This is a genomic window from Streptomyces sp. NPDC033270 (assembly GCF_055576575.1).
In genome coordinates, this window is the sequence record NZ_JBVIRA010000002.1 from 43,151 (window position 1) to 66,611 (window position 23,461).

Below are 23,461 nucleotides of genomic sequence, written 5' to 3' on the forward strand. Positions count from 1 at the left end.
GGGAGAAAAAAGGGGAGAGCAAGAGAAGCTGGTCGACTACCCCATTACTGCCGAACGTCGAGGCGCCGGTCCGTGCGGTACGGACCGGCGCCTTCGTGGTGCGTGGGGCTCGTCGCCCACGGCCCGCTCAGATCTCGCCCTTGCGCGTCAGGTGGGTGAAGGCCAGCCAGCCCGGCAGGACCGGCAGCCAGAACGTCATCAGGCGGAACAGCAGCACCGCGGGGAAGGCGATGTCGCCGCCCAGGCCCCCCAGCGTCAGCGCCGTGATGAGCGCACTCTCGACCGCGCCCAGACCGCCCGGTGTCGGCGCCGCCGACCCCAGCGCGTTGCCGGCGAGGAAGGCCACCGCGATGCTGGCGTAACTGAGCTGGTCGCCGCCGCCGAACGCGCGGATCGAGGCGTCCAGGCACATCACGTTCGCGGCCGTCAGCAGCAGCATCCCGCCGATGCCGGTGATCAGCTTCCGCGGGCGCTGCAGGATGTCCAGCATCCGCGGCACCACACCGGCAAACAGCGACCGCAGCCGCGTCACCACGAACTTCCGCAGCACCGGAACCGCCGTCACCACCAGCACCAGCACCGCCACCGTCAGCAGACCGGCGATGACCGTACGGGACGGCGACAACTGGTCCTGTCTGCTCTGCATGCCGGTCAGATAGCCGAAGGTCAGCAGCAGCAGGATGTGGCTGCCCAGGCCGAACAGCTGGGAGGCGCCCACGCTCGCCACCGCCAGGCCCGGCCGGACCCCGGCACGCTGCAGGAAGCGGGTGTTGAGCGCGACTCCGCCGATCGCCGCGGGCGCCACCAGCTTCACGAAGTTGCCCGCGATCTGCGCGACGACGGTCTTGACGAAGCCGACCTTCTCGGTGACGAAGCCCAGCAGGCTCATCGCCGCCGCGATGTACGTCAGCGCCGAGAAGAACATCGCCACCAGCACCCACCACCACTGGGCCCTGCTGAAGACGTCGTCGAGGTTGAAGTGCGTCAGCTGCGACAGCAGCAGGTACGCGGCGAACGCCCCGGCGATCCAGCTGATCAGGATCCGCGGGCTGAGCCGTTCCAGCTTCGCCGGCTCGATCACCGCGGTGGGCCGGATCAGCAGGACCTGCCGGCGGATCTGGGCGAGCAGATCCTCCTCGCGGGCCTCCTCGGAGGCCTCGTCCAGGGCCCGCTTCTCGGCGTTCTTCTCCGCGTGCCGCTCGGCCCGTATCGCCCTGCGGTCCTTCGGGCCCTCCGCCTCGCGTGCCTCCCGCGCCTCCTTGGCGGCCTGCGACGCCGCCAGCACCGCCTCCCGCTCCCGCTTGGAGCGCTCCCGGGCCAGTTGGCGCAGGGTGGCGCGGGTGGTGCGGCTGAGCGCGATCGGCTGCAGCAGCGGCAGGCTGTCGGCGACCGCGTCCGGGCCGAGCACCTCCACGGCGGCGGCCACCGCGCGCTCGGCGCCCACCCGCAGCCCGCAGGTGGCCAGCAGCTGGGCGATGTCCATCCGCAGGACGAGATCGCCGGCCGCGATCTCACCGCCGCGCAGCTCGGTCAGGACGATGTTGCCGGAACGATCCACCAGAAGGGCGTCGCCGACCAGCCGGCGGTGCGCGATCCGCCGCGACTGCAGCGCCTCGACCTGCCGCCAGGCGCTGTGCATCAGCGCGTCGGTGATCTCCTCGTCGGCCAGCGAGTCGAAGGTGCGGCCCCCGATGTGCTCGTAGACCAGCATCACCGCGTCCGGGCCGAGCTCCGAGGTGGCGATCAGCTTGGGCGCGTTGGCGCCGGCCGCGATGGCCGCGTACGCCAGCAGCGCCTCCTGCTCCAGGGCCTGGCGCAGCGACTGCAGGCTGCGGCGCTGGTTGATGCCGCGCAGCGACAGTCGCCGCCAGACGCGGTAGAAGAACCCCTGGGCCTGCTGCTCGCGGTCGACGACGGTGACGTCGATCGGCGGGCCATCCTCCAGGGTGACGATGTAGCGGCGGCCGCGGTCGCTCTGCTCGGTCTGGTCGGCGTGCTGGGCGTCCTCCGCGCGCATCGCGCTGACCGGGTGGAAGCCGACCCGGCGCAGCCCGGCGAGGAGGTTCTGGCCGGTGGGGCGGACGTTGGGGGAGCCGACGGCGTAGAGGGTGCCGTACGCGACGGTCCAGCCGATCAGCACCGTCGTGATGATCGCGAACGGGGTGGTGTACCGGCCGACCAGCACCGCGACCACGTCCAGCAGCACCACGACCCACATCGCGACCCGCCAGCGCGGCCGCCGGGACATCCCCACCGCCGTCATATAGGCGATCACCGGTGCCAGATAGCTGTGCACCGGGGCGGAGAGCGAACCGTTCGCCAGTGGCTGGGTCAGGGCGACCCGGATGGAGGCGGGGGCGGACTCGGCCACCCACAGGTCGGTGGCGAGCGACACCCCGTGGGCGAGGACGGCGGCGAGCACCCCGTCCGCGATCCGCAGCCCGTCCCGCTTGATCAGTCGCTCGACGGCGAACGCCACCGGCACGATCAGCACCAGGACGCTGGAGGTCAGCCCGGCCAGGTTGATCAGCAGCGGTGGCGCGGCCTTCGCGCCGGTGCCGATGTCCCGCGCCAGGCCCGCGGTGGTGCCGTGGGCGAAGGTGGCGAGCCCGAGGACCAGGGCGATCCCGGCGATGCCGAGCAGCAGCCGCAGCAGGTCGGCGGGCCGGTGCACCCGGGCGGGCAGCAGCGGCTCGTCGCCGGAGACCCGGTCGACGTGGAACTCGCCGTGCTCGTCGGCGCTCAGGTCGGCGCGGTGCGAGCCCGTACGGGCCCTGGCCCGGGCCGTGCCGGACACCGGCTCGGCGTCCTTGCCGTGCTCGACCTGCTCGTCCTGGTCGCCTCGCTGCTCGGTGTCCGGCTCCTCCTTGTGCCCCTCGGGTGGTTCGGGCTCCGCGGGCCCTTTCGGCCTCTCAGACGCCCCGGGTCGTTCGGCCTTCTTGATCGTGCTCGCCTTTTCGGTAGCGGAAGCCGTGGCCGGCCTCCGTTGGTGCTTCCCCTTTGGTGCCACCTGCCGCCGCTGCGGCCGCTCGGTCGGTGCGGCCGGGTCGGGGGCGGGGTCGGTGGCGTCGACGGGCAGAGCGTCAGGGGCGCCCGCCTCCCGTGGAGGCGCTGCACCCTGCTCGGCCGTCTCTTCTTGATCTCGTATCACCAGTCACCGTCCGGAAGATGGTGGCACGACCGACCGGTGGAGGAGGGCATCAGGGTGCATTTCGGGGGTACGGGAAGCGGAACCTCGTCCCCCGCTGCCGTCCGGGAGCGGGTGTCACCCCGCCCGTGCCGCGGCGGGCGGCACCCTGCCGCCGACCTCCGAGGTGGTGCGGGACCGTGTGTCCGGTCCCATTGTCGGCGCCGTGCGGCAGGATGGACCGAATGAGTGGGACCGGAGATGGGGCGGCGGGTGAGCTGCCCGAGTACGCGGAGCGGGTCCTGGCCGTCGCCGAGCTGATCCCGGCGGGCCGGGTGATGACGTACGGCGATGTCGCGGAGTGGCTCCATGAAGAGGGGCAGCCCGATGAGCTTCCGGCGAAGGGCGGCGATGGGCGACGGGTGGGCGGGCCGCGACAGGTCGGCAGGGTGATGGCGCTCTACGGCGGCGCGGTGCCCTGGTGGCGCGTCGTGCGCGCGGACGGCCGGCTGCTGCCCGGTAGCGAACTGCGCGCGCTCGCGCACTATCGGGACGAGGGCACACCGCTGCGCGCGGCGCCCGGATCCGCAGTGGACCACATACCAAGGCTCGACCTCCGGCGCGCCCGCTGGGACGGGCGCCAGGAGGGCGCCGGGGAGCCGTAGCCGCGCCGGCAGCGCGCGGGGGGCCGGGGGACGGACTGCGGCCCGCGCGGCTTCTGGCGTAGCGTCGGGCACTGCCGCCACGGCACGGGCCGCCCCCGCCGCCCCGCCGTACGGCACCCGGCCGGACCGGCCGCAGGGCCGGCTCCCCGCACCGCGGCGCGCCCCGCACCGCATCCGCACCACGACCAGCACCCTCCTCAGGACCGGCGATCCACGTGAGTTCCTCCTTCTCGGCCGCCCCGCCGACGCAGCCCTACCGGGCGGAGCGGCGGGACGCCTCCGGTGCGTACCGACTGGTGCGTACGCCACCGGAGCGGGTGGATCCTCCTGCCTTGGACGCAGACCAGCGCGCCGTGGTTGACCATGGCCAGGGGCCGCTGCTGGTGCTGGCCGGGCCGGGCACCGGCAAGACCACGACGCTGGTGGAGTCGGTGGCGCGCCGGGTGCGGGCGGGCGCAGACCCCGAGCGCATCCTCGTCCTGACCTTCAGTCGGAAGGCCGCGGTGGCGCTCCGCGACCGGCTCGCGGCGCGGCTGCGCACCAGCTTCATTCCGCAGGCCACGACCTTTCACTCGTTCTGCTACGCCCTGGTCCGCGCCCATCAGGACGCCGACCTGTTCGCCGATCCGCTGCGGCTGCTGTCCGGACCCGAGCAGGACCTGGTCGTCCGCGAGCTGCTCGAAGGGCAGGCGGAGCTGGCCGGCGCCGGCCGCGGCCGGATCAGCTGGCCGGACGAGCTGCGGGCCTGCCTGACCACCCGGGGCTTCGCCGACGAGGTCCGCGCGGTGCTGGCCCGCAGCCGCGAACTGGGCCTGGGCCCGGACGCCCTGGGCGACTTCGCCCGGCGCACCGGTCGGCCCGACTGGAGCGCCGCGGCGGGCTTCCTCGCCGAGTACCTCGACGTCCTGGACGGCCAGGGCGTCCTGGACTACGCCGAGCTGGTGCACCGCGCGGTCCTGCTCGCCGGGCGCGCCGAGGTCGCGGCCGAGCTGGCCGCCGCCTACGACGCCGTCTACGTCGACGAGTACCAGGACACCGACGTCGCGCAGGTGCGGCTGCTGCGGGCGCTCGCCGGCAATCAGGGCGCGGCCGGGCGGCCGGGCTCCCCGGGCCGCACGCTGATCGCCTTCGGCGACCCCGACCAGTCGATCTACGCCTTCCGGGGCGCGGACGTCAACGGCATCCTCGACTTCCCCGAGACCTTCCGGCGCGGCGACGGCACCCCCGCCCCGGTGGCGGTCCTGGGCACCTCCCGGCGTTCGGGCGCCGAGCTGCTCGCGGCCACCCGGTCGCTGACCCGCCGGATGCCGCTCACCCGCCTCCCGGCCCGGCAGGTACGCGCCCACCGCGAGCCGGCCGCCGTGCGCGAGGGCGGCCGGGTGGAGGTGTTCACGTACCCGACGCCCGGCGCCGAACTGGACAACGTCGCCGACATCCTGCGCCGCGCCCACCTGGAGGACGGCGTGCCCTGGGGCGAGATGGCCGTCCTCGTACGCGCCGGGGGGCGCTCGATCCCCGCCGTGCGCCGCGCGCTCACCTCCGCCGGGGTGCCGCTCGACATCGACGGCGACGATCTGCCGCTGCGCCACGAACCGGCCGTCGCCCCGCTGCTGACGGCGCTGCGGGCCGCGGCACGGGCGGCGCTGGACGCGGCGGGCGGGTCCGCCGAAGAGGCCACCGAAGAGGCCACCGAAGAGGCCACCGAAGAGGCCGCCGCCCCCCGCCGGCTCGACGCCGAGACCGCCCTCGACCTGCTGACCTCCCCTCTCGGCGGGATGGACGCCACCGACCTGCGCCGTCTGGGCCGCGCCCTGCGCGAGGAGGAGCGCGCCGCCGGGCAGCCGCTGCCGCGCCCCTCCGACGAGCTGATCGCCCGGGCGCTCGCCGAACCCGAGCGCCTGGTTGCGCACGACCCCGCCTACGCCCGTGGCGCCCAGCGGCTCGGCCTGCTGCTGCGCAAGGCCCGCGAACTGCTCGTCGGCGGCGGCACCGCCGAGCAGGCGCTGTGGGAGCTGTGGGACGGCACCCCCTGGCCGCAGCGCCTGGAGCGGACCGCCCGGCGCGGCGGCGCCGCCGGACGCAACGCCGACCGCGACCTCGACGCGGTGGTCGCCCTCTTCGAGACCGCGGCCCGCGCCGAGGAACGCACCGGCGGCCGCGGCGCGCTGAACTTCCTGGAGGAGCTCGACGCCCAGGACATCGCCGCCGACACCCTCACCCGCCGCACGGTCCGGCCCGACGCGGTACGGCTGATGACCGCACACCGCGCCAAGGGCCTGGAGTGGCGGCTGGTCGTCGTCGCCGGCGTCCAGGAGGGGCTCTGGCCGGACCTGCGCCGCCGCGGCTCGCTCCTGGAGGCCGACCGGATCGGCCGCGACGGCCTCGCCGAGCCGCTCACCCCGGGCGCGCTGCTCGCCGAGGAACGCCGGCTGTTCTACGTGGCGGCCACCCGGGCCCGCGAGCGCCTTGTGGTGACCGCCGTGAAGGCCGCCGCCGACGACGGCGACCAGCCCTCCCGGTTCCTCACCGAGCTGGGCGTCACCCCCCAGGACGTCACCGGCCGCCCGCGCCGCCCGCTGGCCGTCGCCGCGCTCGTCGCGGAGCTGCGCGCCACCACCGTCGACCCGGCCGCCAGTCCCGCGCTGCGCGAGGCGGCCGCCGAGCGGCTCGCCAAGCTGGCCGCCCTGCACGACGACGACCACCGGCCCCTGGTGCCGGCCGCCCACCCCGACAGCTGGTGGGGCCTTGCCGAACCCACCCGCAGCACCGTTCCGCTGCGCGACCGCGACCGGCCCGTGGTCCTGTCCGGCAGCGCCCTCGACCAGCTCGCCAACACCTGCTCCCTGCAGTGGTTCCTGGGCCGCGAGGTCAAGGCGGACACCCCGGCCAGCGCCGCCCAGGGCTTCGGCAACGTCGTGCATGTGCTCGCCGACGAGGTCGCCTCCGGCCGCACACCCGCCGATCTGACCGTCCTGATGGAGCGGCTGGACTCCGTATGGGACGCGCTGGCCTTCGACGCCCCCTGGAAGTCCCGCCAGGAGAAGGACAACGCCCGTGCCGCCCTGGAGCGCTTCCTGCGCTGGCACGTCATGGAGCGCGAGACCCACGGCCGCGAGACCGTCGCCACCGAGCACGGCTTCGACGTCGCGCTGCGGGCCGGCGCCTATGAGGTCCGCATCCGCGGCAGCATGGACCACGTCTCCCGGGACGCGCAGGGCAGGGCGTATGTCGTCGACTTCAAGACCGGCAAGCAGAAGCCGACCGGACCGGAGGTCGCCCGCCACCCCCAGCTCGCCGTCTACCAGCTCGCGGTGCGCGAGGGCGCCGTCGACGAGGTCTTCGACGGGCGCACCCCCGAGGCGGGCGGCGCCGAGCTGGTGCATCTGCGCCTCGGCGCGCCCCGGAAGGAGGGCGGCGACGCACTGCCGGCCGTACAGGCGCAGCCGCCGCTGGACGGCGGGAGCGGTGAGCAGGGCGAGAACGGCGAGAACGGCGGGAGCGGCGAGTGGGTCGGCGAGCTGCTCGCCACCGCGGCGGGTCGCGTGCTGGAGGAGCGGTTCACGCCCACGACCGGGACGCACTGCGCCCACTGCACCTTCCGGGCCTCGTGCAGCGCGCAGCCGGAGGGCCGGCACGTGGTGGAGTGAGCCGGCCGAGGCCGTCGGGGAATGGGCTGTGACCTGCACGGATGCCACCGCCGGCGGCGATTGTCAGTGCCGCCCGTTACGGTTTTGGCTGTGTCAGCCCGCATCACCGACCCCGAGCAGCTCAAGGAGCTGCTGGGCATCCCGTTCACTCCGGAGCAGACGGCGTGCATCACCGCCCCGGCCGCCCCGCAGGTCATCGTGGCCGGAGCCGGCTCCGGAAAGACCACGGTCATGGCCGCGCGGGTGGTGTGGCTGGTGGGCACCGGCCAGGTCGCCCCCGAGCAGGTCCTCGGGCTGACGTTCACGAACAAGGCGGCCGGCGAGCTCGCCGAGCGGGTGCGGGCCGCGCTGCTGGCCGCCGGCGTCACCGATCCGGACGCCCTCCCGCAGGCCGACGGCGGCACCCCCGCCGACCAGCCTCCCGGCGAGCCCCGGATCTCCACGTACCACGCCTTCGCCGGCCAGCTCCTGACCGACCACGGCCTGCGCATCGGCCTGGAGCCCAGTGCCCGGCTGCTCGCCGACGCCACCCGCTTCCAGCTCGCCGCGCGCACCCTGCGCGCCGCCCCCGGCCCCTATCCGTCCCTGACGACCTCCCTGCCCTCCCTCGTGGAGGACCTCCTCGCCCTGGACGCCGAGCTGGCCGAGCACCTCGTCGACCCGGCCCGGCTCCGCGCCCACGACACCGCCCTCCTGGCCGCCCTCGACGGCGTCAAGCTCAGCAACGCCGACCTGCGCAAGGTCCCCGAAACCGCCCGCGGCCGCCTGGAGCTGCTCGATCTCGTCGCCGCCTACCGCGGCGAGAAGCGCCGCCGCGATCTGCTCGACTTCGGCGACCAGATCGCCTACTCGGCGACCCTGGCCACGACCCGCCCCGAGGTGGGCCGGATCCTGCGCGACGCATTCCGGGTCGTCCTGCTCGACGAGTACCAGGACACCTCCGTCGCCCAACGGCTGCTGCTGTCCGGCCTGTTCGGCTCCGGCACCGGCCACGCCGTGACCGCCGTCGGCGACCCCTGCCAGGCCATCTACGGTTGGCGCGGTGCCTCCGTCGCCAACCTGGACGACTTCCCCGCCCACTTCCCCTTCGCGGACGGCACGCCCGCCCGCCGGTACGCCCTGAGCGAGAACCGCCGCAGCGGCGGCCGCCTCCTCGCGCTCGCCAACGACCTCGCCGCGCCCCTGCGCGGCATGCACGAGGGCGTCGAGGCGCTGCGCCCCGCCCCCGGGGCCGAGCGCGACGGCATCGTGCGCTGCGCCCTGCTGCCCACCCACGCCGAGGAGCTCGGGTGGCTCGCCGACTCCCTCGCCCATCTCGTCCGCACCGGCACCCCGCCCGGCGAGATCGCCGTACTGTGCCGGACGGCCGCCGACTTCGCCCGCATCCAGGGCGAACTGGTCGCCCGGGACATCCCCGTGGAGGTCGTCGGCCTCTCCGGGCTGCTGCATCTGCCCGAGATCGCCGACCTCGTCGCCGTCTGCGAGGTCCTCCAGGACCCCACCGCCAACGCCGCCCTGGTCCGCCTGCTGACCGGCCCGCGCTGGCGGATCGGCCCCCGCGACCTGGCCCTGCTCGGCCGCCGTGCCCGCGCGCTGGTCCACCACGGCGGCCCGTCCGACGATCCCGCACAGCGTCTCGCCGAGGCCGTCGAGGGCGTCGACCCGGCCGAGACCATCTCGCTCGCCGACGCCCTCGACACCTTCCTGGAGGCCGACGGGCCCGCCGACGGCCTCCCGTTCTCCGCCGAGGCGCGGGTCCGCTTCGCCTACCTCGCCACCGAGCTGCGCGATCTGCGGCGCTCCCTGGGCGATCCGCTCATGGACGTCCTCCACCGGATCCTCGCCGTCACCGGCCTGGAGGTCGAGCTCTCCGCGTCCCCGCACGCCCTCGCCGCCCGCCGCCGCGAAACGCTCGGCACCTTCCTCGACATCGCCGCGGGCTTCGCCGCCAAGCAGGGGGGCGAATCCCTCGACGGCGACGCCTCGCTCCTGGCCTTCCTCGGCTTCCTGCGCACCGCCGTCCAGTACGAGAAGGGCCTGGACAGCTCCCTCCCCGGGGGCGACAACACCGTCAAGGTGCTCACCGCGCACAAATCCAAGGGCCTGGAGTGGGACGTGGTCGCCGTCCCCGGTCTGGTCGCCAAGCAGTTCCCCAGCGAACAGGCCCGCGAGTCCTGGACCGCCCGCGCCAAGGTCCTGCCGCACGCCCTGCGCGGCGACGCGGCCACCCTCCCGGACGTCGAGGAGTGGGCCGCCCGAGGCCTGAAGGACTTCAAGGAGGCGATGAAGCACCACCAGGAGACCGAGGAACTCCGCCTCGGCTATGTCACCTTCACCCGCCCCCGCTCCCTGCTGCTCGGCTCCGGCCACTGGTGGGGCCCCCATCAGAAGCGCCCCCGCGGCCCGTCGGTCTTCCTGGAGGCGCTGCGCGAGCACTGCGAAGCGGGGCACGGCGAGATCGAGTTCTGGGCCGAGCCCCCCGAAGAGGGTGCCGAGAACCCCGCCCTCGCCGAGGCCGCCGCGGAACAGGCCTGGCCGCTGCCCCTCGACCCCACGGCCATGGCCCGCCGCCGCGAGGCCGCGGCCAGGGTCCGCGCCCATCTGGCGCGCCGCGCCGGCCCGACGGCGCCCGCCCCCGCTTCCGCGCCCGCGCCGCTCGCCGCGCACGACCCGGAGTGGCCGCCGCCACCGGCGGACGACGCGGCGGAGGAGCCCGGCGACCCGTACGACGACCTGCCCGAGCCCGACCCGTTCGACGAGCTCCCCCCGTACGACGAGGCTCCCGACGCCGACCCGTTCGACGCCGACCCTTATGACGAGGCGCTCGACGCCGACCTGTTCGACGGGGCTCTCGAAGCGGACCCGTCGAACGGGACTGCGCCGTACGTCGCCCCCGACGCCGACGCCGACGCCGCCCCGCCCCGCCCCCGGATCATCGCCCAACGCTCCGCCGAGCCCGGCCGCACCGGACCAGATCCCGACGACCCCGCCCCCACCGAGCCCGGCCTCGCCGAGCCCGCCCCCATGGGATCCGCCCCCATCGGCCCCGTTGTCCCGGCCCCCGGCCACGGCGGCGCCCCGCCGCACACCCTCCTCCCCGAGGAGCGCCGCATCCTCGGCTCCTGGGACCGCGATCTGGACGCGCTCGCCGCCGAGCTGCGCCGCTCTCGCGCGAGCGTCCGCGAGGTCCCGCTGCCCGCCGCGCTCAGCGCCACCCAGCTGCTCCGCCTCGCCGCCGACCCCGACGGCTTCGCCCGCGAGCTGGCCCGCCCCATGCCGCGCCCGCCCCAGCCCGGCGCCCGCCGCGGTACCCGCTTCCACGCCTGGGTCGAGTCCCGTTTCGAGGAGCTGACCCTGCCGCTGCTCGGCCCCGACGAACTGCCCGGCGCCGAGGACGGCGAGGACCCCCCGATCGCCGACGAACACGACCTCGAAGCCCTGAAGGAGGCCTTCGCCCGCACCCCGTACGCCCACCGCACACCGTTCCGCATCGAGGCCCCCTTCCAGCTGACGCTCGCCGGGCGGGTGATCCGCGGCCGCATCGACGCGGTCTACAAGGAACGCGGCCCCGACGGCGACCGCTTCGAGATCATCGACTGGAAGACCGGCCGCGACCGGACGGCCGACCCCCTCCAGCTGGCCGTCTACCGCCTCGCCTGGGCCGAGCGCTACGGCCTGCCCCCGTCCGCCGTCGGCGCCGCCTTCCTCTACGTCCGCAGCGGTGAGCTGGTCAGGCCCGCCCGCCTGCCGGGCCGGGCCGGTCTCGAACGGATCCTGCTCGGTGAGACCGCCGACCGGCGTCCCCCAGAAGGCCGATAGGCTCGGCCGTATGAGCACAACCCCGGACAACGCCGTCCGCGCGTACATCACCAGCCACCGCGAAGCCTTCCTCGACGACCTCGCAGACTGGCTGCGCATCCCCTCGGTGTCCGCCGACCCGGAGCGCGCCGGCGATGTGCGCCGCAGCGCCGAATGGCTCGCCGCGAAGCTCACCGACACGGGTTTCCCGACCACCGAGATCTGGGAGACCGACGGCCTGCCCGCGGTCTTCGCCGAGTGGCCCTCCGGGGACCCCGCCGCGCCGACCGTGCTCGTCTACGGGCACCACGACGTCCAGCCCGCCGCCCGCGAGGACGGCTGGCACACCGACCCCTTCGAACCGCGGACCGTCGACGGCAAGCTCTACGCCCGCGGCGCCGCCGACGACAAGGGCCAGGTGTTCTTCCACACCCTGGGCGTGCGCGCGCACCTGGCCGCGACCGGCCGCAGCGCCCCCGCCGTCAACCTCAAGCTGCTGATCGAGGGGGAGGAGGAGTCCGGCTCCCCGAACTTCCCGGCTCTGATCGACAAGCACGCCGACCGCCTCGCCTGCGACGCGGTGATCGTCTCCGACACCGGCATGTGGTCCAGGGACACCCCCACGGTCTGCACCGGCATGCGCGGGCTGACGGACTGCCAGATCGATCTTCACGGCCCGGACCAGGACATCCACTCCGGCTCGTTCGGCGGCGCCGTGCCCAACCCCGCCACCGAGGCCGCCCGGCTGGCCGCCGCCCTGCACGACGGCGACCGCCGCGTCGCCGTTCCCGGGTTCTACGACGGCGTGATCGAGCTCACCGACCGCGAGCGCGAGCTCTTCGCCGAGCTGCCCTTCGACGAGGCGGAGTGGCTGCGCACCGCGCACTCCCACGCCGCGCTCGGCGAGGCCGGCAGCACGACCCTGGAGCGCATCTGGGCCCGCCCCACCGCCGAGGTCAACGGCATCGGCGGCGGCTATCAGGGCCCCGGCGGCAAGACCATCGTCCCGTCCTCCGCCCAGTTGAAGCTCTCCTTCCGGCTGGTCGCGGGCCAGGACGCGGCCGCCGTCCAGCAGGCCGTACGCGACTGGGTCGCCGCCCGCCTCCCGGCCGGCATCCGCCACACGATCACCTTCTGGGGCGCCACCCGGCCCTGCCTCACGCCGCTGGACCACCCCGCGCTCCAGTCCGTGGTCCGCGCCATGGGACGCGCCTTCGAACAGAAGATCCGCTTCACTCGCGAGGGCGGCTCCGGGCCGGCCGCCGACCTCCAGGACGTCCTGGGTGTCCCGGTCCTCTTCCTGGGCATCTCCGTCCCCTCCGACGGCTGGCACGCGCCGAACGAGAAGGTCGAGCTCGACCTGCTGATGAAGGGCGTCGAGACCGCCGCCCACCTGTGGGGGGACCTGGCGGAGAACTGGCGCACGGCTTGACCGCGCTCGCCCCCGTAGCCTTGAGGGCACGGGAGGTACCCCCATCGCCGCACCGCTCCGCGACCGTACGCAGCAATCACCCACGCCATAGGGGGAGTTGGAAACAGCAGTGACCACCTGGACCGACCACACCACCGACCGGCCGCTCACCTTCAGCGCGCCGAGCGGAATCGATCGCTCCGCCCACCACCGACTGGACGAGGCCTGGCTGGCGGCGGCCTGGAGCCACCCGACGACCCGCGTCTTCGTGGTATCCGGAGGCCAGGCGCTGATCGACGACACCCCCGACGGCCGCACCGAACTGATCATGACGCCGTCCTTCGAGGCGCCGCTGACCGAGGCGCACCGCTACTACCTCGGCACGGACGACGACGGGGTCAGCTACTTCGCCCTCCAGAAGGACGCGCTGCCCGGCCGCATGGACCAGTCCGCGCGCCCGGCGGGCCTGCGCGAGGCCGGGCTGCTGCTGTCCCCGCGGGACGCCGGCCTCCTCGTCCACGCCGTCGCCCTGGAGAACTGGCAGCGTCTGCACCGCTTCTGCTCCCGCTGCGGCGAGCGGACCGTCATCGCGGCCGCGGGCCATATCCGCCGCTGCCCGGCCTGCGGCGCCGAGCACTACCCGCGCACCGACCCGGCCGTGATCATGCTGGTCACCGACGAGGAGGACCGCGCGCTTCTGGGGCGCCAGGTCCACTGGCCCGAAGGGCGCTTCTCCACCCTCGCGGGCTTCGTCGAGCCGGGCGAGTCCATCGAGCAGTCCGTGGCCCGCGAGGTCTTCGAGGAGGCGGGCGTCGTCATCGGCGACGTCGAATACGTCGCCAGCCAGCCCTGGCCCTTCCCCTCCAGCCTGATGCTGGGCTTCATGGCCCGCGCCACATCCTGCGAGATCCAGGTGGACGGCGAGGAGATCGAGGAGGCTCGCTGGTTCTCCCGCGAGGACCTGCGGGCCGCCTTCGAATCCGGCGAGGTCCTCCCGCCGTACGGCATCTCCATCGCCGCCCGCCTGATCGAGCTCTGGTACGGCAAGCCGCTGCCGAAGCCGTGAGCAGAGGCCGCCGGCCGGTTCCCTCACCGGGACCGGCCGACGGCCCTGTGCGCGAACTCACACCGAACCGGACGCACTCCCTGCGTTCGTTCGGTCTCCTCGCATCGAGCCGGACACACTCCCAGGGGCCGTCTGGCTCACACCGAGCCGGACGGGCTCATGCCACGCCGGACGGGCATGCCGAGCCGGCCGGGCTCATGCCGGGCGTGCCCGGTTCTCCAGGCGGTGCGTCCGGAACGCGCCGCGGCCGGCTCTCAGGCCGCGCCCACCTTCTGCTTGACCTGCGCCAGGGACGGGTTGGTCAGCGTCGAACCGTCGGCGAAGAGCACGGTCGGCACCGTCTGGTTGCCGCCGTTGGCCTTCTCCACGAACGCCGCGGACTCCGGGTCCTGCTCGATGTTGATCTCGGTGTACGCGATTCCCTCACGGTCCATCTGGCCCTTCAGCCGACGGCAGTAGCCGCACCAGGTCGTGCTGTACATCGTCACAGTGCCCGCCATGTGCCCCGCGCTCCTTTGTCAGTCGTGATCCATACCGCCCACTCGGCGCGGCCAAGCAGCACAACGCACATCGGGCCCCGGCAATTCCCGGCCTCGCGGAACCGCCGACGCAGCCAGTCTCCGGCATGCCGCCGGCGCGCGTCGCCGGCCGTCCACAGCGGCCGCGTCGGGTACGACCGCACCCCTGCGGCTGTGGACAGCCGTCCCGGGCGCCTCAGCGGACCTGGCAGCATGGCGGGGTGACAGCAGCAACGGACTCCTCTCTCTTCCCGCCGGTGCCTGATTCGGCCGACGGGGTGCTCGACGGGCTCGACCCCGAGCAGCGCGAGGTCGCGACGGCTCTGCACGGTCCGGTGTGTGTGCTGGCCGGCGCCGGCACGGGCAAGACGCGGGCGATCACCCACCGGATCGCGTACGGCGTGCGGGCCGGGATCCTGCAGCCGGCGAGTGTGCTCGCTGTCACGTTCACGGCCCGCGCGGCCGGCGAGATGCGCGGCCGGCTGCGCCAGCTCGGCGCCGGCGGGGTCCAGGCCCGGACGTTCCACTCCGCGGCCCTGCGGCAGCTGCAGTTCTTCTGGCCGAAGGCGGTCGGCGGCGAGGTCCCGCGGCTGCTGGAGCGCAAGGTCCAGCTCGTGTCCGAGGCCGCCGCCCGCTGTCGCGTCCGGCTCGACCGCAACGAGCTGCGCGATGTCACCGCCGAGATCGAATGGTCCAAGGTCACCCAGACCGTGCCGGCCGACTACCCGGCCGCGGTCGCCAAGGCCGCGCGCGAGGCTCCTCGCGACCCGGCCGAGATCGGGCAGATCTACGGCACCTACGAGCAGCTCAAGCGCGACCGGGGCGCCATCGACTTCGAGGATGTGCTGCTGCTCACCGTCGGCGTGCTGCAGGACCGGCACGACATCGCCGAACAGGTCCGCGCCCAGTACCAGCACTTCGTCGTCGACGAGTACCAGGACGTCAGCCCGCTCCAGCAGCGGCTGCTGGAGCTGTGGCTGGGGGACCGCGACAGCCTCTGCGTGGTCGGCGACGCCAGCCAGACGATCTACAGCTTCACCGGCGCCACCCCCGACCACCTCCTCAACTTCCGCACCCGCCATCCGAACGCCACGGTCGTCAAGCTCGTCCGCGACTACCGCTCCAGCCCGCAGGTCGTGAACCTCGCCAACGGCCTGCTCTCCCAGGCCAAGGGGCGCGCCGCCGAGCACCGCCTGGAGCTGGTCTCGCAGCGCGCGGCCGGACCCGAGCCGGTGTACACGGAGTACGCCGATGAGCCCGCAGAGGCGGAGGGCACCGCCCGCCGCATCCGGGACCTGATCGCCTCCGGTGTGCCGGCCGGCGAGATAGCGGTGCTCTTCCGCGTCAACGCCCAGTCCGAGGTCTACGAGCAGGCGCTGGCCGATGCCGGAGTGCCGTATCAGCTGCGGGGCGCGGAGCGGTTCTTCGAGCGGCCCGAGGTGCGCGAGGCCGGCATCAAGCTGCGCGGTGCCGCCCGCTTCGGGGCCAACGACACGCTGCTGGACGACGCGGTGGATCTGCCGTCCGAGGTGCGGGCGGTGCTCAGCGACATGGGCTGGACCGGCGAGCCGCCGGCCGGCTCGGGCGCGGCGCGGGACCGCTGGGAGTCCCTGGCGGCCCTCGTACGGCTCGCCGAGGACTTCGCCAGGTCCCGGCCCGGGGCCTCGCTCGCCGACCTGGTCGCCGAGCTGGACGAGCGGGCCAACGCCCAGCACGCCCCGACGGTGGACGGTGTGACGCTCGCCTCCCTGCACGCCGCCAAGGGCCTGGAGTGGGACGCCGTGTTCCTGGTTGGCCTCACCGACGGCATGATGCCGATCACCTACGCCAGGACCGATGAGCAGATCGAGGAGGAGCGCCGGCTTCTGTACGTGGGCGTGACCCGCGCCCGTCTGCATCTGGGGCTGTCCTGGTCGCTGGCTCGCTCTCCCGGTGGACGGGCCTCGCGCGGTGCCAGCCGCTTCCTGCGGGGGCTGCGCCCCGGTTCCGGGGCGGTCGCCGGGCGCCGGGGGTCGGGCACGGCCACGGGCGGCGTCGAGCGCGGCGACGGGGCGACGGCGGTGGCCAGGCGCCCCGCCCACCGCCGCCCGGCCCGCTGCAGGGTCTGCAACAGAACGCTGACGGACGCCGGCGAGATGAAGCTGATGCGGTGTGAGGACTGCCCCTCGGAGCTCGACGAGGCGCTGTACGAGCGGCTGTGCGAGTGGCGGGCCGAGCAGGCAGCTCGTTCCCGGCAGCCCGCCTACTGCGTCTTCACCGACAAGACCCTGATGGCGATCGCGGAGGCCGTTCCGGGAACCGAATCGGAGCTTGCGGTCATCTCAGGTGTGGGGCGGCGCAAGTTCGACCGCTACGGCAGCGATGTGCTGGCTATCTGTGCCGGCGAGGAGCTCGTGGGGGCCTCGGGAGACCCGTCCGAAGGCCCCGCGGAAAACTCGTCGGAAAAATAGTTTGCGCACGCGGAGCGCATCCCCATAGCCTTCGGGAGCAACGGAGACAACGGAAACTTTCCGAGATCCGATGGATCCGTGCTGTACTTGAACACCCTGGAACGGGATCTCCCGTTCCACCGAGACGCCGAGAGGAGGCGAGCCCAGTGATCAGCTTCATTAAGACCAACAAAATGACCGATCTCTCGGTCGTCGCCACCTGCCCGCTCGGCTCCTCGCTCCGTGGCACCGGTATGTCCGGCTTCGGCCGCCTGTCCGGTACCGAGGTCGCGCGCCCCGAGTCCCTCGCTGTGCTGACGCGCAGTGAGCGCACCGCGCGACCGACCGAGGCACCTGCGGCAGTAGCAGTGGCGGCTGAGGCGAATGCCTTCGCCTTCGCGGCGGCCAATGGTGCCGAATCCCGGAAGCAGTACCAGAAGCAGCATGAAATGTGGGCCTACCGCGGCCTCGAACCCTGGAGAGATCCAGCCTGATCGGCAGATCAGGTCGGCACCTTCCAGGGCCGCGGAACCCACACCGGGATCCGCGGCCCTTTTGTTTGCCCAATGCGCCCGCCACCACCGGGCCAAAACAGACGAGGAACACACACCGTGCAACTGCAGACGCACACCCCGTCCGTAGCCACCGACCTGATCCCTCCGCCCGACCTCCAGGAGAACCCCTTGCTGCCCCTCACCGAGCTCGACGACGAGATCGACCGCCTCGGCGCTGCCGTCCCGTGCCGCACCTACGACCCCGAGGTCTTCTTCGCCGAGTCCCCGGCCGACGTGGAGTACGCCAAGACGCTCTGCCAGACCTGTCCGGTCCGTGAGGCCTGCCTCGCCGGCGCCAAGGACCGTCGTGAGCCGTGGGGCGTCTGGGGCGGCGAACTCTTCGTCCAGGGCGTCGTGGTGCCCCGGAAGCGTCCGCGTGGCCGTCCGCGCAAGAACCCGGTCGCGGCATGAACACCATCGGAACAGGAACGATCGACCGTCCCGTCACACGGGATCCCAAGAAGCAGGACCCCACGATGAACTCCACCTTCACCGACACCCCCGTCCCCGCGAACGCCGACGTGATCGAGTCGCGTCAGAACAGGAACCTCGCCATGCAACTCATCCCAGAAGCCCTGGCACGTGCGCATATGCATGAAAGGCTGCGGGAAGCCGAGTCCGAACGCAGGGCGCATCGGCTCGCCGCCGCGCGGCGCATGCAGCGTCGGGCCGAGCGCGCGTCGCTCCGGGCCCGCCGTGCGCTGGCCATGGCCGTGATGCAGTAAGGCGGTGCCCTGACACCGTCCTCCACCGCGGGGCCCGTCCGACAGGGCGGGCCCCGCGGTGCGTTGTATCCGGCTTCGCGGGGTTGGCGGGGATATCGTCGGATGGTGGACCGGAAGACGCATGAACAGGCGGAGTTGGCCGACGGGCACACGGTGTGCGCCGGCTGTGGCGCGGTCGCCGAGGGCGCTCCGCCGACCTGGACCTGCTCCGTGGAGAACGGCGAACGCCGTTACTTCTGCGACAAGTGCGCACGGGCGCACATCCGGGCGATCGAGGGACGCCTGGATTCGAGCTGGTGGTGAGACCCGCCCGGCGGGCTCAGGCCGTGGTCTCCTCGACGGCCTCCTCGGTGACGTCCGGGGCCGGCGGTTCCTCCTCCAGCACGAAGCCGGGCATCCACGCCTCCAGCTCGTCGCGCAGCCGTACCGTCGCGCCCAGCTGGCACAGCACCCCGATCGTGCTCAGGGTCACTCGGTGGATCAGCAGATACGCGGGCGGCAGATTGAGCTGCTTGCCCAACTGGTGTGCGGGGGAGCGGGGATCGCCGACCCGGGCCGCCTGCTGGCGCATCCAGCTCCGGGTGAAGGTGAACTCGTCCGCCTGAGCGGGCTCGATGATCGGCAGCAGATACTCCAGCACCGCGTCCGGATCCAGCTCGATGGACTCCTTGACGAAGCCCTCCTGGCACAGCTGCTGATAGACCTCGTCCGCCTCGCCGTCCAGCGTCATCCGCAGCGAGGCGCCGATCGTCGGCGGCAGCCCGTCGGGCAGCCGGTCGACGGTGCCGAAGTCCAGCACGCCCAGTCGCCACTGCTCGGCGGGCCCGTCCGGGAAGTCCCCGGCCAGCAGCCGGAAGTTGCCCGGGTGCGGGTCGGCGTGCAGCAGGCCGGTGCGTGCCGGGCCGGAGAACAGGAAGCGGGCCAGAAGCTGACCGGCCCGGTCCCGCTGCTCGTCGGTGCCGTGCGAGATCACCTCGGACAGCGGCACCCCGTCCATCCACTCCGTCACCAGCACCTGGTCGCACTGGTGCACCACGGCCGGCACCACCACGTCCGGATCACCGGCGAACTCCTCGGCGTGCGTCCGCTGGGCCTGCGCCTCCAGGGAGTAGTCCAGCTCCTCCGAGACCCGGTCGCGCAGCTCGGTGATCAGCGGCTTGATGTCCATACCGGGGATCAACGGCCCCAGCAGCCGGGCGAAGCGGCTCAGCTGCGCCAGATCCGACAGCAGCGCCTGACCCGCCCCCGGATACTGCACCTTGACCGCCACCTCGCGGCCGTCGTGCCAGACCGCCCGGTGCACCTGCCCGATCGAGGCCGCCGCGGCCGGCTTGTCCTCGAACTCCTCGAACAGCTCCCGCCAGTCCTCACCGAGCCGCTCCGCGAGGACGGAGTGCACCGTGCTCGTCGGCATCGGCGGCGCGGCTTCCTGAAGCTTCGTCAGGGCGGCACGGTAAGGACCGGCGATCTCCTCCGGCAGCGCCGACTCGAAGACGGACAGTGCCTGCCCGAACTTCATCGCGCCGCCCTTGAGCTCGCCGAGCACCTTGAAGAGCTGTTCCGCGGTGCGCTGTTGGAGCTCGCGGCCGACGATCTCGGCGGATCTGCCGCCGATCCGCTTGCCCAGGCCCCAGGTGGCACGGCCGGCGAACCCCAGTGGCAGCGCGGCCAGCTTGGCGGTGCGGGTGACCGCCTTGCGGGGAAGATCAGACATGCGCCCCTCCAACTCACACTGTCCCCCAACCGGGGTTACTCCATCATTGTGGCGTGTCATGGCCGAGGATCCGAGGTGCCCGCCGCAGTCAGCGAAGCGGCGGCGCCGCACCCGCACTCCGGATGCGCCTCGATCCGCACCGTGCGCACGCTCGCACACGGCAGCGGGAGCTCCATCCGCGCCCCTGTGCACGGCGGGAGTTCACCGTCGAGGAACGTCAGCGCCTGGACGGCGGCCAGCCCCGCGACCGCGGACGCCAGCGCCGCGTCGCAGGCCGGCACCGCGGGCGACGCGCGCCCCGACCGCCACTGCGCGAGCAGCCGCGGCCAGGCCGGCTCCGCGTCCGTGCGGCGCAGCTCGTCGCAGCCCGCGCAGGCGGAACCACCGGGCAGCACCAACGGACCCACCACACCCGTGCCCTCGATCACGCCCGCGTAAAGATGCGGGATTCCGGCCGTGAGCAGCGGCTCGGACAGCACCGGGTCGGGGGCGTACGCGCCGAGTCCGTCACGCGGGGCGAGCACCACCAGGGACAGCCCGGGCTCGCCGGATTCGCTGACCGGGACCCTCGGCCGGGGCCGGCGGCTCCACGGGGAGGACTGCTGGACCAGCCGCTCGGCGGCCTCCTTGCGCTGCTCACCGATCCGCTCGGCCGGCAGCCCGCCGGGCGACACGTCCCAGGGCGTGACCTTGCCGCCGTCGAACACCTCCACCCGGCCGATCCCGGAGGCCGAGAGCAGAGCCGCGATCGCCGCGCCCACCCGTCCCGCTCCTTTGACCCGGGCCCGGACCGCCCGGCGCGCCCCCATCCGGCCCAGCGCGCCGGCCGGCTCCCGGTGCTGCACCGAGAGGGAGGCCAGGTCGGGCCGGAGCTGTTCGAAGGCCGGGTGGTCGGCCCGTACGGCGCCGGCCGCCGGGCCGCCCGCGGTGGGCGCCTCCAGCAATCCGGCGGCGCCGAGCCGGTCCACCACCCCCCGCGCGTGCTCGGGCGGCAGGTCCAGTAACGCGGCCTCCTCGATCAGTTGCCGCATGGTGCGGGTGCCGTCGATCAGCGACAGGAAGCTGCCGGTCGCCGTGTCGAGCGGACCGACCACCATCGCATGGGCCGGCGCCACCCCGAACCGGACCGTTTCCCTGTCCCGCCATCCGCGCCGCAGCGCGGGCTTGAGCATCGGATGCATGCCATCCGCCCCCGTCCTCGTCGTCCGGCCTTCAGCATGCGCCCTGCGGCGGATCGGGGCCGAAGTTATCCACAGGCAGGGGAGGGATGAGTCATACAAGCGTCCGCGCATGGAGTGGTTCAGCGGCGAACCGTTCGCGGGGCGGGACTTCCCGCGGGGCCAGCGGGTAACGTCGGGCGCGTGCCCGCCGACCCTCCCGTTCACGGCTCTGGGGAGACACCCCTGCGCCGCGCCGCTGACACATCGCGAAGGGCTGACCCGAACCCGAAGGCCCGTGGGTCGGGCACGAGCGCGGTCGAGGTGCGCCGCAGCTCGCGCCGGCGCAGAACGGTCTCCGCGTATCGCGAGGGAGATCGCACGGTTGTCCTGATTCCGGCCCGTATGTCCGAGGCCGAGGAGCAGCGCTGGGTGACCGTCATGCTCGACAAGCTCGCCGCCCAGGAGAGCAAGCGGATGCTCGGCGACGGCGAGCTGGCCGAACGCGCCGAGCGGCTGTCGGAGCAGTTCCTCGACGGCCGGGCCCGGCCCGCGTCGGTGCGCTGGGTCACCAATCAGAACACCCGCTGGGGATCGTGCACCCCGGCCGAGGGCAGCATCCGGCTCTCGCACCGCCTCCAGGGCATGCCGGAGTACGTCATCGACTACGTCCTGCTGCACGAGCTCGCCCATCTGCTCGTCCCCGGCCACGGCCCCCGGTTCTGGCGCCTGCTGGAGTCCTACCCCCGTACGGAGCGGGCCCGCGGCTACCTGGAAGGAGTGGTCGCGGCCGACCGGCTGCCCCATCTGCCCGCCGCCCGCGCCGAATAGCGGCGGGCCGCGTAAATTTCCGGTGCGCCCCGGCATCGCTCGGTGTCGGTGCCAGCGGTTAGCCTGGCGACGCAGACGAACTCACAGCGGGAGCGGGGGACGGTCGTTACGTATGGCCAGGGAATTCCAGCGGGGCCACAAGGCCAAGATCGGTGATCTGACGGCGGGAACGGATCTGTACGTCGGCGTGCAGATCGCCGGACCCGGCCTGACCTTCGACATCAGCTGTTTCGGTCTGGACGCCGACGAGCGGCTCTCCGACGACCGGTACTTCATCTTCTTCAACCAGCCCAAGACGCCCGAGGAGTCGGTCCAGCTGCTCGGCGCGCAGGCCGGCGACAGCGAGTCCTTCCGGGTCACCCTCGACAAGATCCCGCCGCACATCCAGAAGCTCTCCTTCACCGCCGCGCTCGACGGCGCGGGCCAGGTCTCGCAGATCGGCCCCGGCTACATCCGGATCGTGGCCGGCGGTGAAGAGGTCGCCCGCTACTCCTTCACCGGCAGTGAGTTCAGCACGGAACGCGCCGTCATGCTCGGCGACTTCTACCTCAAGGACGTCTGGCGGTTCGCCGCGGTCGGCCAGGGGTTCGACGGCGGCCTGGAGGCGCTGCTGAAGAACTTCGGCGGCGAGGTCGCCGAGGAGGCCGAGGCGCAGCCCGAGCCGCCCGCCCCGGCACAGGGCGTGCCCGGTTTCGCGCCGCCGTCCGGACCGGCCGCCCCCGCCCCCTCCTTCGCCGCGCCCGCCGCCGCGCCCGTACCGCCGCAGCCCGCGCCGGAGTTCGGCCCGCCGCAGGGCGCCCCACAGGCAGCGCCCCCGGCGGCACCACCGCAGGCCCCCGCGCCGCAGGCCCCGCAGCCGGCCGCTCCGCAGGTGCACAGCGCGCCCACCATCGCCGCGCCGCTCGCCCCGCCCCCCGGCCCGGTGGCGCCGCCCGGGCAGCAGCCGCCCGCCCCCTACGGCCATCCGACACCCGGTCAGGACCCGTACGGCCAGCCGCAGCCCGCGCCCGGCGGCTTCCCCGGCCAGCAGGCCCCGCAGGCACCCCCCTACGGCCAGCCCGGCCAGTTCCCGGGCCAGCCCGCCCCGTACGGCCAGCCGGGACAGCAGCCGGGCGCCCCCTATCCCGGCGGCCAGGCCGCGGTTCCCCAGGGCGGCGGCCCCGGCCTCGGCGTCGTACTGGACAAGTACAAGGAAGCCCCCACCGGCCAGCGCTGGGCACCGCAGAACAGCAAGCTGATCCGCGTCGACCTCGGTGTCGACGGCCAGCCGGTGCTGGCCCGCCAGGGCAGCATGGTGCTCTACCAGGGCAAGGTCGACTTTGGCTACAAGGGCGCCGGCTTCCGCGGCCGGATCGTCGGCAACGCCACCGGCCAGGAGATGCAGCTGATGCGCTGCACCGGCCAGGGCCAGGTCTTCTTCGCGGAGAACGGCGCCCATGTGCACCCCATCGAGCTGCAGGGCGACGCCATCTGCGTGTCGGCCGAGTCCGTCCTCGCCTTCGACGAGTCGCTGCAGCACGAGGTCCGCCGGATCGAGGGCCACGGCATTCCCGGTGGCGCCCTGTTCACCATGCAGTTCCAGGGGACCGGCACCCTCGTCGTCAAGACCCAGGGCACCCCGGTCGTGCTGCCGGTCACGCCGACCACCTTCGCCGACTCCAACGCCATCGTGGCCTGGTCCGCCGCCTCGCAGGTGATCATTTCCAGCCAGGTGAGCCTGCGCCGGCACGCCTATCCGGGCCACTCCGGGGAGACCGTGAACCTCCAGTTCCGCGGTGCGCCCGGCAACTTCATCGTCGTCCAGCCCTACGAGGTCTGA

General features: G+C 73.5%; 16 protein-coding genes. 12 read left to right on the top strand and 4 right to left on the bottom strand.

Going from position 1 to position 23,461, the window contains the following annotated elements; translation table 11 throughout:
* Positions 1–127: 127 nt before the first annotated feature.
* A complete protein-coding gene (locus ACZ5XZ_RS03685; RefSeq protein ID WP_468974273.1) occupies positions 128–3,151 on the bottom strand; it encodes a lysylphosphatidylglycerol synthase domain-containing protein in 3,024 nt (1,007 codons plus the stop codon).
* 221 nt (positions 3,152–3,372) lie between these two features.
* On the opposite strand from ACZ5XZ_RS03685, the gene ACZ5XZ_RS03690 reads away from it, so the two are divergent.
* From ACZ5XZ_RS03690 to nudC, 5 genes are all read left to right on the top strand, one after another.
* On the top strand, positions 3,373–3,792 hold the full coding sequence (locus ACZ5XZ_RS03690) for an MGMT family protein (protein ID WP_468974275.1): 420 nt from the start codon (positions 3,373–3,375) through the stop codon (positions 3,790–3,792).
* Between the two features lie 215 nt (positions 3,793–4,007).
* The gene (locus ACZ5XZ_RS03695; protein WP_468974278.1) at positions 4,008–7,439 is read left to right on the top strand and encodes an ATP-dependent helicase; all 3,432 of its coding nucleotides are present in this window, start codon (positions 4,008–4,010) and stop codon (positions 7,437–7,439) included.
* 90 nt (positions 7,440–7,529) lie between these two features.
* The gene (locus ACZ5XZ_RS03700; RefSeq protein WP_468974280.1) at positions 7,530–11,258 is read left to right on the top strand and encodes an ATP-dependent helicase; all 3,729 of its coding nucleotides are present in this window, start codon (positions 7,530–7,532) and stop codon (positions 11,256–11,258) included.
* 10 nt (positions 11,259–11,268) lie between these two features.
* Complete coding sequence (locus ACZ5XZ_RS03705; RefSeq protein ID WP_468974282.1) at positions 11,269–12,669, top strand: dipeptidase; 1,401 nt, start codon at positions 11,269–11,271, stop codon at positions 12,667–12,669.
* A 109-nt stretch (positions 12,670–12,778) separates the two neighbouring features.
* Positions 12,779–13,714: an NAD(+) diphosphatase gene (gene nudC, locus ACZ5XZ_RS03710; protein ID WP_384439120.1), complete on the top strand. Its 936-nt coding sequence runs from the start codon at positions 12,779–12,781 to the stop codon at positions 13,712–13,714.
* Between the two features lie 254 nt (positions 13,715–13,968).
* Here nudC and ACZ5XZ_RS03715 read toward each other — a convergent pair whose 3' ends face one another.
* On the bottom strand, positions 13,969–14,214 hold the full coding sequence (locus ACZ5XZ_RS03715; RefSeq protein ID WP_361314866.1) for a mycoredoxin: 246 nt from the start codon (positions 14,212–14,214) through the stop codon (positions 13,969–13,971).
* A gap of 125 nt (positions 14,215–14,339) precedes the next feature.
* Here ACZ5XZ_RS03715 and ACZ5XZ_RS03720 point away from each other — a divergent pair, with 125 nt between their 5' ends.
* The 5 genes from ACZ5XZ_RS03720 to ACZ5XZ_RS03740 all read left to right on the top strand — a co-directional run bounded on the left by ACZ5XZ_RS03720 (position 14,340) and on the right by ACZ5XZ_RS03740 (position 18,243).
* Positions 14,340–16,682, top strand: a complete 2,343-nt coding sequence (locus ACZ5XZ_RS03720) for an ATP-dependent DNA helicase UvrD2 (RefSeq protein WP_468974286.1) — start codon at positions 14,340–14,342, stop codon at positions 16,680–16,682.
* Between the two features lie 146 nt (positions 16,683–16,828).
* A complete protein-coding gene (locus ACZ5XZ_RS03725; protein WP_468974288.1) occupies positions 16,829–17,155 on the top strand; it encodes a hypothetical protein in 327 nt (108 codons plus the stop codon).
* Between the two features lie 117 nt (positions 17,156–17,272).
* Positions 17,273–17,626: a WhiB family transcriptional regulator gene (locus tag ACZ5XZ_RS03730; protein ID WP_384439129.1), complete on the top strand. Its 354-nt coding sequence runs from the start codon at positions 17,273–17,275 to the stop codon at positions 17,624–17,626.
* On the top strand, positions 17,623–17,940 hold the full coding sequence (locus tag ACZ5XZ_RS03735; protein WP_468974290.1) for a hypothetical protein: 318 nt from the start codon (positions 17,623–17,625) through the stop codon (positions 17,938–17,940). Before ACZ5XZ_RS03730 ends, ACZ5XZ_RS03735 begins: the two co-directional genes overlap by 4 nt.
* 102 nt (positions 17,941–18,042) lie before the next feature.
* Positions 18,043–18,243: a hypothetical protein gene (locus ACZ5XZ_RS03740; protein WP_468974292.1), complete on the top strand. Its 201-nt coding sequence runs from the start codon at positions 18,043–18,045 to the stop codon at positions 18,241–18,243.
* A gap of 16 nt (positions 18,244–18,259) precedes the next feature.
* Here ACZ5XZ_RS03740 and ACZ5XZ_RS03745 read toward each other — a convergent pair whose 3' ends face one another.
* On the bottom strand, positions 18,260–19,654 hold the full coding sequence (locus ACZ5XZ_RS03745) for an ABC1 kinase family protein (protein ID WP_468974294.1): 1,395 nt from the start codon (positions 19,652–19,654) through the stop codon (positions 18,260–18,262).
* Between the two features lie 56 nt (positions 19,655–19,710).
* Positions 19,711–20,826, bottom strand: coding sequence for a ThiF family adenylyltransferase (locus ACZ5XZ_RS03750; protein ID WP_468974894.1), 1,116 nt, complete (start codon positions 20,824–20,826; stop codon positions 19,711–19,713).
* 189 nt (positions 20,827–21,015) lie between these two features.
* Between ACZ5XZ_RS03750 and ACZ5XZ_RS03755 the strand changes: the two genes are divergently transcribed.
* Positions 21,016–21,642, top strand: coding sequence for a M48 metallopeptidase family protein (locus ACZ5XZ_RS03755; protein WP_468974296.1), 627 nt, complete (start codon positions 21,016–21,018; stop codon positions 21,640–21,642).
* A 112-nt stretch (positions 21,643–21,754) separates the two neighbouring features.
* Positions 21,755–23,461, top strand: a complete 1,707-nt coding sequence (locus tag ACZ5XZ_RS03760; protein ID WP_468974298.1) for a TerD family protein — start codon at positions 21,755–21,757, stop codon at positions 23,459–23,461.